The sequence below is a fragment of the Marivirga harenae genome (genome assembly GCF_030534335.1).
Classification (GTDB): domain Bacteria; phylum Bacteroidota; class Bacteroidia; order Cytophagales; family Cyclobacteriaceae; genus Marivirga; species Marivirga harenae.
The window spans coordinates 4,269,935-4,283,636 of sequence record NZ_CP130565.1 but is presented as its reverse complement, the minus strand read 5'-3'; the positions used below and the strand labels follow the sequence as shown (position 1 = coordinate 4,283,636).

Below are 13,702 nucleotides of genomic sequence, written 5' to 3'. Positions count from 1 at the left end.
ATCCTGACGAAATCCCACTTAATTTTGCATCATGCTTTCTATTAATAATTTAGACTACTACATAGGGGATCGGCCTCTATTTGATACCGCTTCTTTACACATCAAACCCAAAGATAAAATTGGCTTGATTGGATTGAATGGACAAGGAAAATCTACTTTGCTTAAAATCATTAATGGTGATATCACTCCAGATAAAGGAGAGGTGCAAATGAGTAAAGACTGCACCATAGGTTTCCTAAATCAAGATTTGCTGTCATTTCAATCTGATGATAGTATTCTGCATGTTGCTATGCAGGCTTTTAAGGAAGCATTAAAGCTACAGGAGAAAATAGAATCTATTCTTAAGAAAATGGAGGAAGATTATTCGGATGATCTAGTAGATAAGCTCACCAAAGCTCAAGAGCAATATGAAATGATGGAAGGTTATAGCCTTCAAGCTAAAGCGGAAGAAATTCTGGAAGGTATAGGTTTCAAAACAGAGGATTTAAGTAGACCATTGAGGACTTTTTCCGGAGGCTGGAGAATGAGAGTGATGTTGGCAAAGTTGCTATTAGAAAAGCCTTCTCTTTTGATGCTAGATGAGCCGACAAACCACTTGGATTTGCCATCGATACAATGGATTGAAAATTATCTAAAATCCTATGAGGGAGCTTACATCATTGTTTCTCATGATAGAGAGTTTTTGGATAGAACAATAGATATTACTGTTGAGGTAGATCAACAACAATTAAATGTATATGCCGGTAATTGGAGCTTCTATAATGAAGAGAAAGCACTTAGAGCCGAATTGCAACAAAATGCTTATGAAAATCAACAACAAAAAATAAAACAGACTGAACAATTTATTAATCGCTTTCGGTCGAAAGCAACCAAAGCCAAGCAGGTGCAATCTAGAGTAAAGGCATTGGACAGAATGGATAAGGTCGATGCAGTGGTGGATAATAATGCCACTATCAATTTCAGCTTTAAAATTAATAATAAATCGGGAAGGCATATTGTTCGACTGAATGAGGTATCAAAGTCGTATGGAGATATAAAAATATTGGAAAATACGGAGGCTCATATCGAAAGAGGGGATAAGATTGCCTTAATTGGAGCCAATGGTAAAGGTAAATCTACTTTACTAAGAATTATTGCAGGAGAAGAAAAGATTAAGGGCAAAAGAGAGGAAGGTTATAATGTAGAATTTGGTTTTTTTGCTCAACATCAACTAGAATCTCTCCATATTAATAACGAAATTTTGGATGAGCTGAAACAAGCAGGCAGTGACCGAACTGAAATGGAGTTAAGAAATCTACTGGGATGTTTTCTTTTTAGAGATGAGGAAGTATTTAAGAAAATTAAAGTATTATCAGGAGGAGAGAAGTCTCGAGTAGCTTTATCTAAAACCATGATTTCTAATGCGAATTTCTTGCTATTAGATGAGCCGACCAACCACTTGGATATGCAATCGGAAAATATACTAATTCAGGCTTTGCAACAATATGAAGGCTCTTTTATAACAGTGTCACACAACAGATACTTTGTTTCTAATGTAGCCAATAAAATTTGGTGGATTGAAGATTACCAAATTAAAGAGTACCCGGGGACCTATGATGAATTCCAAGATTGGTTTGCGAAGCGGGAAGCGGCAAAAGTAGAAGATAAGAGCTTTGATGAGGAGCTGAAAAAGGAGCAGAAAAAGGAAAAGCAGTCCAAGCCGAGACATAATCCGGAAGATGCTGAATTTAAAGCTAAACAAAAGGAGCTATCAAAGCTAGAAACAACTATTGAAAAGCTAGAGGCAGATAAGAAAGTGTTGGAAGAAGAACTTGCTAAACCTTCTGTTTACGGTAATCCTGATAAGCTTTTTGAAGTAAATCAAGAATTCGAAAAGCTTAGCAAGGAGTTAGAACAATTGACAGAAGAGTGGGAAAATTTAGCCTTGGAGTTAGAATAAGTTTTCTTGTCGGACTGACGCATTTGGTGTCTGACTGATACTTGTAGGATTTCGACAGTAATTTTCAAAGAGCCTGAATATGAACTGCGGTTTTATATGAGATTATCCTATAGAAGCAGGTATTTTATCTTTCAAGTGAAAGCTTAGCATTTCCCTCATTTAAACGATTTAATAGAGTCTTGGCTACTGATTATACTGAGGTAAATATATTCTGAAAGTAGTGCCTTTGTCAATTTCGCTTTCAATATCCATTTCTCCTTTATTCATACTTACAAATTCTTTAACCAACTGAAGACCTAAGCCGACACCTTTTTCTCCCTGGGTTCCCTGGCTGATCTCAAAATTATCTTCTGCTAGGAGTTGATCGATTTTAGACTGTGGCATACCAATACCAGTGTCATTTACTTTTATTACTACAAAAGAGTTTGATTTTTCAGCTGCAATACTGATTTCTCCTCCTGCGTCAGTAAATTTTAAAGCATTGCTCACTAAATTTCTTAATATGGTTTTGGTGCTATTTACGTCTGCCCACAAATATAGATTATCAGATATATTTGTCCTCAAACTGATCTTTTTAGACTCAGCCATATTAAAAAACAGATCGATTAATTCATTGATTAAGTGATTGAAATCAATCTTTTCCGGATGATAAGGGATGTCGCCTTGTTGAGTAACCGACCAATCCAATAAATTGGTTAACAGACTTGAAAGATTGTTGACAGATTTATCAAATACTCTATGGATGTCATTTAGGTCTTTAATGTCTTGACTATCAATACTCATCTTCATGATTGTGGATAAGCCTTTAAAAGAATTAACTGGCCCCATTAAATCATGTGCAATAATGGACAAGAATTTTTCCCTTGTTTCATTGATGGCTTCTAATTGGTCTCTTTGCGCTTCAGCTTCTTCCTTTCTTTCCTTCAATATTAAATTGAGCGTTTGTTTTCTTCTACTATTGCGGTAGTAAAGAAAACTGGCAAGCCCCAATAGGATAATAATGACTGCCATGGAAGCAAAAATGATGTATTGAGTCCTTTTTTCATTTTTTAAGATTGTAATTTCTGCTTCTCGTTTATTTACTTCGTATTCAGTTCTCAACTCCGCTATTTCCCGAATTTTACCTTCACTATTGATGCTATCTCTGTATGCTAAATACTGACTCTGATGATAATACGCTTTTTGATAGTTGTTTTGAGCAACATACAATTCTGATAATTTGAGGTTGGCATCGCGAATCTGCTCTTTTAAGGAATGTTCTAAAGAAATGTTCAGACTCTGAACAGCATAAGTAAGTGCTTTTTCATAATTATCCCTATTTTGATATATATCTGACATGTAGGTATTATAGACGGCTATTGGATAAAAATCGCCTTCCTCTTCCAGAATATGAATTGCTTCTTGTAGATTGGTCTCTGCTAAGGAATCACTTCCTAAATCGGCATGAGTCAAACCGATGTTTCCGATATTATAAGCTAGGCCTACTCTATGACCGACAATTTCAAATATATCCCCTGATTCCTTGAAATACGTTAGAGCAGAGTCAAACCGCTGATTTACTCTGTAGATTTCCCCAGTATTCATTAGATTGATTGCTAAGTTCACTGAATCTTCAATTTCTCTATATATTTTAATTCCTATATTGGCATATTTAACTGCATTTTTAAAATCCTCATTTACTTTGTAGATGTTTGATATTGAGGCATTTACTAATGCTTCATTTCTAATATCATCAAGTAGCTCGTTTTGTTTTAGCGCTGCGTAGTAGTACTTTAATGAAGTGTCTAGATCACCTTTTTTCTTGTAAATATTACCTAACTCGTAATTAGTCTTAAATAGCCATAATTCGTTATGTAGTTGATTTGATAATTTTAATGATTTCAGGGCATATTTTAAACGTAGGTCGGGTTTTAATTTATTGTTTTTATATATTTCTTCTAATGTGACAAGTTGCATACTGTCACTTGTATTACTGAATTGAGTTTCTACAATATTTATCAGACTATCTGCATCTTTAAAAGATTGAGACAGGCTGAGTGAACTGTATAAAAGGAAGACTAAGGTATAAGTCTTCCAAGATAGGACTTTTTTGTGGGGGTGATTAGCCGCCATGTTTCATTTCTAGATCTGGGTCATCAGTATAATTGTTATCACCAATCTTATATCCAATGCTATAAGATTCTGTACCTGTGGCATTTTCGCTTATAGTACCTGTCCAATCAGTTTTAGGATCATTAGGATTTACTGGTGCAGGATCCACTGAAAAAATATCTTGGCTATCTGGTTTTGCTGTAATCCCAGTAATTTGATCTATTCCTCCATTGGGGACTAATTTCCAGGTTACCGTATCCCCAGGGTGTACTTGAGTTGTAATACTATCTTTTCCGGCATGACCTTCATTATCGGTTAAGTAGAGGTGATTGTTCCCTTCTTGTTTGCTGATGTTGATGATTTCTGTTGACATGAATTTTATCTTAGTTTTATTTTAAAAAACTCAATATACAATCCTAGTCATAAATATATAAAAATATTCGATAGATAGTTTTAAAAGTTAGATGTAGCAACATTTAAAATGGATCCGGCTTGCAATTGAAATATTGGAGATTGGGCGCATGGATTATATCCCGGTAAATAAAAGAGACCTGTCAGGTATGCTAAACCTAACAGGTCTCTTTACTGTACTCCTTATTAATTTAGAGTCAAATAAGAAGGAGAGGTTTAAAAAATCACTCCAAACGATATGGCTCTTAATGGATATTCAGCTTCTGGTCCTCTGTCTTCAATGAAAATTGGGCTCAAATCGTAGGTGGCAAACAAATCTACTCCTTTCCATCCTACTTGTGCTTTAATTCCATATTTCCAGTTATTGATATGGAAATTGTTTTTTACTACATCTTTGCCATTATCGTTATACTTGAATTTTGATTTACTGGCAATTCGATAACTTCCATAAGGCCCTGCACCAAATCTGAAAGCATTGCTGCTTTTACCCAAGTGAAACATTGGCACTAAGTTGAAATTTAAGTATGTGATATTCAATTTACTTCTCGTTGGGCTGATGTCTGGTCTTGATAACTCAGTATCATTTAAGAGTAACTGTTCAGGTCCTTTTGTTACTTGATATTTAGTATCAGCCAACGCAAAGTTATTCCACAATAACCCCATTTGAAAATTGAATTTTACATAAGGACTAACTGAGATGATGTGGTTAGAGTGTAGACCGTAAGTCCATGAGGTCAATGGGTCTAAACTAAAATCTTTATTGTCACTATCAGGGAATTGATTGTCATTATTCAGGTAATTATTTAGTCCCATAGAGAAATCAATTTCATGATCATAATTTATAAAAGATGTTTTTCTTTTTTCAATAGTTTTTTCTTCATTGAATGCAGTATCAAACTCTTTTTTCAACTCCTCTTTCCAATTATTGTCTTCTTTTGACTCATCAGAGGTGTAATTTTTCCCTTTATCGAATACTCTACCAATTACAAAAGGGATGTCAGCTTCGTCACGGTAATCTCTAATGAAACCTATTCCTGATTCAGGTATATTTGTGGTGGAAGCGGTCCCAGAAAAGCCATCATTACAATCGACTTTAAGTGTAATGGCTTCAATTTTACCATCTATTATTTCAAGGCTTTCGTATTCTATATCTATATTTAATTCTTCGGCCTCTTCTTTAAATTTTTCTAACTCAGCCCTTTTTGTTGATTTATATATTCTTACAATGAATACTCCCTTGTTTACTAACTGATTATCCTCTGCTGCTCCGATTACTAATTTAGTATCTGCATTTTCTGAGTTGTAACTTTGTGCTAGGCCTAATGTGCTCAAAAAGCCTAAACAAACTACCATCGATATTTTCATTATATTTTGCATGTCTGTGTCTTTTTTTTAATTATTTCCTTTTTTATTGAACTGTAAGGCTGAAGCAAATAGCTCGTTTTTCGCACTTCTTAGTTCAGCTAAACTAAATTCACTGGCCAGCGATTTAAGTTTTTTATTACTCTTTTCTATTATGTTCTGATCTTCTTTACTTTCTGCGTAAGCGTAATGTATTTCTACAATTACTTTGTTTGCATCCACTTTTGGAGCAAGTCTTAATTCAGGAACCATGTTCAACCTAATATCTGCTTTAAAAGCATTTACTTTATCCAATGTAGCCATTCGGCTTAAGTCTTGCGATTCAACCTTTATTGGAGTAGATTTTTGAATTGGAGCAGAAATTTGTTTCTGTAGGATGTCCACTTGAGTTTGAGTCTCTTGCTGTAACTCAGGAAATCTTATTTCTCCAGTCTCATTAAGACTTATACTTGATTGATTGAGATCCAATTGGGCAAAATTTTGCTCCGTATTTTGATTATAGTTATAAGCTATTCCGAATGACACAATCAATAGGATACTAATGCTAGCTGCTATCATCCAAGGGAAGCCCTTTTTTTGCTTTTTGCCTTTCATTTGGGCTTGCATCTTTGCGAAAGCATCCGCAGATACTACCTCGCTGTGACGATCCAGTTTTTGCTTGAATAATTGGTCTATTTTATGAGTTTCCATGACTTATTGATATTTCTTGTTCCATTTCTGCTAGTCGTTTTTGCAAGTAGACCCGTGCTCTACTCAACTGCGATTTGGAAGTGTTTTCATTAATACTTAACTGTTCAGCTATCTCCTTATGAGAATAACCTTCTATGGCATAGAGGTTGAAAACCGTTCTATACCCTACTGGCAATTCGCCTATCATTTGCATTAAATCTTCTGTTTGCAAATGATCCTCCATAGCATCATAATTTGGTAAATGGTGTGCTTCCTCTATATCCATATTCAGTTGCATATTTTTATGCTTCCGTAGATATTGCAAAGATTCATTTACCATGATGCGCTTCATCCAGCCTTCGAAATTCCCTTCACCTGTATATTGTTCTATTCGTTCAAATATCTTGGTGAAAGCTGTGATCATCACGCCTTCTGCTTCCAACACATCTTTTACGTATCTTCTGCAAAGGCCTAACATCCTGCCGGAGTATTTGTCAAACAAGGCACGTTGTGCACTTGCTTTTTGCTTAATGCATCCTGCTATTAAGTCTTCTTCCGTTTTAGATTTGTTGATAAACACTTTCATTATTGCTGGTTACATCTTCAAGATGCAATTGGGTTACGATCAGTTGCGTGGGTTGATAAAGTTTTTTGAAATTTAGTGAAATTCTTATTGAAAAGATGCCGAAATCTTCAATTATGGAGAATTAGAGGGTATTATTTTTTCTAAATAAAAAAGGATAGAAGCTAAATGATTCTATCCTTTTGTAATTATCAAACATTTTAAATGTTAGATGCAATGATTATTTCCCACCATCTCTATTAGCTTTTCGTGGCTCTGGCCATTCATACTGTTCATTTGTTCTACGATTTGTAGGTAGTACTGCTCTTTCTCTTGCAGTGGTGTCATCATCCTCACTTGCCATATAAGTCAATATTGCAGTTAGAATAGCATTGTTACGCACATCATCAAATACAATTTTGTCATAAGTATCTAAATTAGTATGCCATGTGTAATTCCAGTAGCTCCAACTAAGCGAGCTTAAAGAAAATGCAGGTGCGCCTGCAGCTACAAAAGAAGCATAATCAGATCCTCCTCGTGAAGGTGTTCCCGGAAAATTTGTCTCCAATTCATTTTTGTACTCTCTTGGTACAGCCTCTAACCAACTTCCGATATAATCATAGGAATGTAGAAATCCCTGACCAGAAATATTGACTACTCTACCAGTTCCATTATCCTGATTAAACACTGCTTGTACGTTTTCTACTATTTCAGGATGATCTTCCACAAAAGCACGAGATCCATTTAAACCTTGTTCTTCACTTCCCCACAGTCCTACAATAATTGTCCTCTTAGGATTTGGGTACAGCTTTTTAAGAATTCTTGCAGCTTCCATCATAGTTATTGTTCCAGTGCCATTATCAGTTGCTCCTGTAGCTCCGTCCCAAGAGTCGAAGTGCGCAGAAAGAATAACGTATTCTTCTGGTTTTTCAGTCCCTTTTATAGTGGCAATAGTATTGAAGGTAGGAACTGTTCCTAGTTCGGAAGACTGCGCCAAGATCTTTATTTTTGGTTTTGCTCCATTTTCAGTCAAGCGATAGATCATTCCGTAATCCTCTAAAGACAAATCAACAACAGGGATATTTTTAGTATTTGCACTGAATATCTTATTTGCTCCAAATCCATTTGACCATCTGGATTGAACAATAGCAAGGGCTCCTGCATTTTCCAGTACTTCATTTATGTTTCTTGAGTTATATCCAGTGGCATTCATTCTTGCTCTCCAAGCTTCAGTTTGGGCATCTCTTTCAGTTTTCATTTTTTCAAATGATTCCTCTGTTGCAAATTCTTCCCAATTGTAATCTGGACGTCCGGTAGGTTGGTTCATTGAAACTAATACAATTTTTCCTTTTACCGTTGGTAGCCACTTTTGAAAAGCAATAGAGTCTTCCACTTCAGGAATAATCATGAGTTCAGCAGTTACTCCTTTTTTGGAGGTACTTGGACTCCAAGCTAGTTGCATTCCACTTAGGCTAACAACTCTAGGCTCCACGAGATCTACATGTGTTATTCCTCTTTCCCATCCTCTCCACTTGCCCCATTCTTGGTTTTCGGCTTCAATTCCCCAGCTTTGAAACTTCGCTACTGCCCAGTCATTAGCTTTTTTCATTTGTGGGGTCCCTACCAAACGAGGACCAATTACGTCCATTAATTCATGCGCCAAAGGTTCCAATTGTGAATTATCATTAGCTTCTTTCACAATGGCGTCAACCATCTCTGTTGAAGTTTGACCAAATGCAGTCGATATTGCAAATAAGCAATAGATGGTAAAAAGTAGTTTTAATTTTCTCATAAGTATTTGTTTGCTTAATTATACATACAAGATATTAAATACTTACTTTGCTGATGTGGTAATTTATATGAGTGGAAAACTGTAGGGTTTTATTTAAAAGCTTTAAACGAGTAAAAAAATTGCTCTTAACTTGTTATTTTTCCCATAAGCCATCAAGTCAGTTCTCATTTTGATCCATTTCTGCCTTTTTTCGAAGTTTCTCAGCTTCTTCTTTTGCTATTCTAGAATATTTTTCTACAAGATCTCTTGAAATTTCTTGTTCTCTACCTTTTTGCTTTAAAGAGTCAGTGTACTCTTAAACCAAAGCTTTTTGCTCCTCTACTTGTTGCTTTTGATTAAATGCAAAAACTACTGAAACTGCTGTGATAATTGTAAGGATAAAAATGATTAGGTTCTTTTTCATTACTTATTAGCGGTTGATACATTAACTTTCAATATATAGCATAAATGATTTTAATAAAAGTAATTGAATCAGATTTGATTGTAAATTACAGGCATCTGTCCTTCCCATTTATTCCATAAATCAGCCTTTTGAATTAAGTCTGCCATAAAATGAGCTACATTTATTCTACTCGTTTTACCAGGCTTAAAAATGGCACTTGTATTTGGAGAGGGAAGCAGGGAGTATTGACTTACCTGAGTTTCGTCAATTAAAGAATCTGGTCTTACCACTACCCACTCGATTGTATTGTTTTGCTTTCCGATTTTTTTTCTAAGATATTCTGCTGCTAGCTCGTTATCAAGGTGTGGAGGTAACAGCAATCGAAGCAAAGTAATGATTAAGCTTTCACTAACAGAGATGGATTCTTTTAAATCCCTATTTCGGTTTCCTGCAGTGTTCATCAAAACTAACTTGATGGGTTTTTGATTTTGGACTTTTAGAATGGATGAGGTTAGCAATCGTACTGCATCAGTTACAAGCCTCCTAGGCTTCCCAAACAAGCCTTTAAAATTAAGATTGTGACCAAGACAAACCGCCACGGAATTACAATCAGAAACAATTTCCTTCATTAGAACTGTTTTCATTTTAGAGATTTCAGCAGATATAATTTCCAAGTTCGCATGATTTTGCCAAAATGTAGGGATTTGGGCGGTCGGGCGAATGACTACCTTTATATTCTGTTCAGCTAACAATAATTGTTCGACCAAAAGTTTTCCCGTGGCACCGCTGGCACCCAATATTAAAGTTTTCAATTATTTAAGGGCTTAGTTTCGTACAATCCAATGTGAAATATTTATCAATATAGTATACTATAATTTAAAATCAATCATACGGGGTCTAGTCTAGACTTCTCTTAAATATCTCAGTTCAATCCAGCAGATTATAAAATCAACACTCATAAAATTCTTCTACCAAATTTCATCCAAAATTCTTAGCTTACTTATCAAATCAAAAAAACCAATTCTTATGAAGAAAATATTTTTGTTCTTACTAATAGCTTTTGTATCTGCCGAAGCTTTTTCCCAAGGCACAATGCTGTTACGTCAGCCTAGTCTTTCGGCCGAGAATGTCGTATTTGTGTATGCAAATGATTTATGGAAAGCCCCACTTTCTGGCGGTGATGCTGTTCGGTTGACTACTTATGAAGGATATGAGTCTTCCCCGCACTTTTCAAACGATGGAAACTGGATTGCTTTCAGTGCCGAATATGATGGTAATACTGATGTATATGTAATGCCTGTTGAAGGGGGAACACCTAAACGATTGACCTACCATCCGGGTAGCGATTATGTTCAGGGCTGGACACCCACAGGGGAAATACTATTTAGAACTGGCAGAAAGGCTCACCCTACCAAAACCTCTCAACTATATACCGTTGCAGCAAAAGGAAGCTTTCCTCAGCCATTGGTAGATATCAGAGCTGCATATGGTGAGCTTTCCTCTGATGGTAAACATTTAGCTTATACACCCATAACCTCTTGGGATCCTGAGTGGAGAAATTACAGAGGTGGTCAAGCTATGCCCATCTGGATTTTAAATCTTGATAACCAACAGCTAACCAGAACACCGCAATTGGATAAAGAGAGACATCTTGATCCAGTTTGGGTAGGCCAAAAAGTCTACTATTTATCCGAAAGAGATTATGTAAGCAATATCTGGAGCTACGATATGGTCTCAGCTGAGGAAGAACAAATTACCTTTCATAAAAAATATGACGTAAAAAGCTTAGATGCCTTTGGCGATCAAATTGTGTATGAGCAAGGAGGATATCTTCATTTATTAAATGCAAGTAACAATACTTCCAGACAATTGGAAATCTATGTACAAGGTGATTTGAACTTTAGTCGTGAAAGATGGGAAGATGTAAAAGCAGGAAACGTTGATAATCCAAACCTATCTCCAAACGGAAAAAGGGCAATATTTGAGCATAGAGGAGATATTTTTACTTTTCCGAAGGAGGAGGGGAGCTGGAGAAACATCACCCAAAGCAGTGGAGTAGCTGATCGCTATCCTATTTGGTCCCCAAAAGGTGATCAAATTGCTTGGTTTTCTGATGCTAGTGGGGAATATCAATTGGTGGTAGCGAATCAATTCGGAGAAAATCAAAAAGCTTATGCTTTAGAAAATCCAACTTTCTACTTTACTCCGGATTGGTCGCCAAATGGTAAAATGATTACCTACACTGATACGGACTACAATATTTGGTATATTAATCTAGAAAATGGACAGGTCAAAAAAGTAGATACGGATGGTTATGCACATCCAAACAGAACATTGAATCCAAATTGGTCTCCCGACAGCCGTTATATTACCTATGAAAAACAGCAAAATAGTCATTTCAAAGCTATTTTCATCTATGATACCCAATCTGGACAGACATATCAAGTTTCAGATCCTTTAGCAGATGCAACTTCGCCTCAATGGGATCAATCCGGAGAGTACTTGTACTTCTTGGCAAGTACAGATTATGGCTTAAATTCGGGCTGGCTGGATATGAGTTCTTATGATCCTTCAGTAAGTAGAAGCCTCTATGCGGTAGTTCTAAGTGCTGATGGAAAGGCTCCTAATTTGCCTCAAAGTGATGAAGAAGTAGCCAAAAAGGAGGAGGAAAGCACCAAAGATAAAAAGGATAAGAAAAGCAAAGAAGAAGCCACTACTGAAAATAAGAAAGTTGAAATTGATTTTAGTAATATTCAAAATCGTGTTGTGTCTTTAAAACTACCTGCAAGAAATTATCAATTTATCAAAAGTGGTCAACCCCATAAAGTGTTTATTGCGGAATCTGTTCCTAATCAACAGGGATTGAAAGTACACGACTATGATGTAAAAAAAGAGGAAGCAGAAGATTGGGATGACGGTATTAGTCAAATGGTGCTGTCAAAAGATGGTGAATTCACATTGTTTCAAAAAGGGGGTAGCTGGAGCGTTACTGCTAGCTCAGGAAAACCGAAGGGGGAGGATAATATTTCTATATCGGCACAAATGAAAGTGAATCCGACATCAGAATATGCGCAAATATTTAAGGAGGGCTGGCGATTTATGCGTGATTTCCTGTATGTCGATAATGTGCATGGAGCACCTTGGGATAAAGTATATAGTTGGTATCAGCCGTGGGTGAAACATGTCCATCATAGAACTGATTTAAATTATTTGGTTGATATTTTAAGTGGTGAAGTTGCGATCGGGCATTCCTATGTTTCAGGTGGAGATATGCCAGATGTGGAAAGTGTCCCAGTCGGTTTGTTAGGGGCCGATTATGAAATCAGGAACGGCTTCTACAGAATATCTAAAATATATGATGGTGAACAATCAAACCCAGGCTTAGAAGCTCCACTTGGCTTAACTGGTCAAAAAGTGAAGGTGGGTGACTATATATTAGAAGTTAATGGAACCCCAATAACTGAAGCTGATAATATTTATGACCATTTTGCACAAACAGCTGGAAGAACTGTTGCACTATTGGTTAATAGTAGCCCTTCAAAATCGGGAGCTGAAAGGATATATGTTGAACCAATAGGTAGTGAATATTGGCTCCGATATGTTGATTGGGTGGAAGGCAACAGACGGAAGGTAGATGAAATGTCCAATGGAAAGTTGGCGTATGTTTACATTCCCAATACCAGCGGGCCTGGTTTCACAAGCTTCAATCGCTATTATTTTTCTCAACAAGATAAGAAAGGAGTGATTTTAGATGAGAGGAATAACGGAGGTGGATCTGCAGCTGATTATATGATAGATATTATGACCCGTGAGCCGATTGGTTATTTCAACAGTAAGGCAGGAGAGAATCGTCCTTGGACTTCCCCGATAGCGGGGCTTTGGGGGCCAAAAGTGATGATTATAAACGAAAGAGCCGGTTCTGGAGGCGATTTATTGCCTTATATGTTCAAGAAGAAGGATATTGGACCATTAGTAGGAACTAGAACCTGGGGTGGCTTAGTGGGCACCTGGGATACACCTCAATTTGTAGATGGAGGAAGAATGGTAGCTCCAAGAGGTGGTTTTTATGATACTGATGGCGAATGGGCCGTAGAAGGAGAAGGTATAGCGCCAGATGTTGAAGTAATTGATGATCCTAAATTGGCCATGCAAGGACGAGATGCACAATTAGAAAAAGCAGTAGAACAAGCTTTAAAGCTACTGGAAACTGAGGAGTTTGAAATGCAACCTGAACCTGAAGCTCCAGTGAAATGGAAGCGACCGGAGGGGTGGGATGATAATTAATAATTAGTAATTTGAGAATTACGAATTCATGTCAGACATTATCTATATTGATAAAGGAATTTTGATGTTCCTAATGTCTGACATTTCTGATATGGTAGAAGATAACTAGTTGCTTATGTCGGACATTTTTTTGCTTTATGAAATATGGGAGCATGGAGGATGTCCGACATTTTTATAGATATTTCACCGACTCATTTCCGCCACTCACCT

Annotated in this window: 9 protein-coding genes; 2 read left to right on the top strand and 7 right to left on the bottom strand. The window is 36.5% G+C overall.

All coding sequences use genetic code 11. The features are described 5' to 3' along the window. The first annotated feature begins 31 nt into the window (after positions 1 to 31). Positions 32 to 1,939: an ABC-F family ATP-binding cassette domain-containing protein gene (locus tag Q3Y49_RS18305; protein ID WP_303270089.1), complete on the top strand. Its 1,908-nt coding sequence runs from the start codon at positions 32 to 34 to the stop codon at positions 1,937 to 1,939. 183 nt (positions 1,940 to 2,122) lie between these two features. Here the strand turns inward: Q3Y49_RS18305 and Q3Y49_RS18300 are convergent, their stop codons facing one another. The 7 genes from Q3Y49_RS18300 to Q3Y49_RS18270 all read right to left on the bottom strand — a co-directional run bounded on the left by Q3Y49_RS18300 (position 2,123) and on the right by Q3Y49_RS18270 (position 10,020). Beyond that, on the bottom strand, positions 2,123 to 4,051 hold the full coding sequence (locus Q3Y49_RS18300; protein WP_303270088.1) for a tetratricopeptide repeat-containing sensor histidine kinase: 1,929 nt from the start codon (positions 4,049 to 4,051) through the stop codon (positions 2,123 to 2,125). After that, positions 4,041 to 4,403, bottom strand: a complete 363-nt coding sequence (locus Q3Y49_RS18295) for a DUF8788 domain-containing protein (protein WP_303270087.1) — start codon at positions 4,401 to 4,403, stop codon at positions 4,041 to 4,043. The genes Q3Y49_RS18300 and Q3Y49_RS18295 overlap by 11 nt, the downstream gene beginning before the upstream one ends. A gap of 254 nt (positions 4,404 to 4,657) precedes the next feature. Then, positions 4,658 to 5,818, bottom strand: a complete 1,161-nt coding sequence (locus Q3Y49_RS18290) for an outer membrane beta-barrel protein (RefSeq protein ID WP_303270086.1) — start codon at positions 5,816 to 5,818, stop codon at positions 4,658 to 4,660. Between the two features lie 15 nt (positions 5,819 to 5,833). Beyond that, positions 5,834 to 6,493, bottom strand: coding sequence for a hypothetical protein (locus Q3Y49_RS18285; protein ID WP_303270085.1), 660 nt, complete (start codon positions 6,491 to 6,493; stop codon positions 5,834 to 5,836). After that, entirely contained in the window at positions 6,480 to 7,058 is a 579-nt protein-coding gene (locus Q3Y49_RS18280; protein ID WP_303270084.1) for an RNA polymerase sigma factor, read from the bottom strand. Before Q3Y49_RS18280 ends, Q3Y49_RS18285 begins: the two co-directional genes overlap by 14 nt. A gap of 217 nt (positions 7,059 to 7,275) precedes the next feature. Further along, positions 7,276 to 8,826 carry a M20/M25/M40 family metallo-hydrolase gene (locus Q3Y49_RS18275; RefSeq protein ID WP_303270082.1) on the bottom strand — a complete coding sequence of 517 codons (1,551 nt, stop codon included), beginning with the start codon at positions 8,824 to 8,826 and terminating at the stop codon, positions 7,276 to 7,278. A gap of 471 nt (positions 8,827 to 9,297) precedes the next feature. Beyond that, entirely contained in the window at positions 9,298 to 10,020 is a 723-nt protein-coding gene (locus Q3Y49_RS18270; RefSeq protein ID WP_303270081.1) for an NAD(P)H-binding protein, read from the bottom strand. A 214-nt stretch (positions 10,021 to 10,234) separates the two neighbouring features. Here Q3Y49_RS18270 and Q3Y49_RS18265 point away from each other — a divergent pair, with 214 nt between their 5' ends. Then, a complete protein-coding gene (locus Q3Y49_RS18265; RefSeq protein WP_303270080.1) occupies positions 10,235 to 13,492 on the top strand; it encodes a S41 family peptidase in 3,258 nt (1,085 codons plus the stop codon). The last annotated feature ends 210 nt before the right edge of the window (positions 13,493 to 13,702 follow it).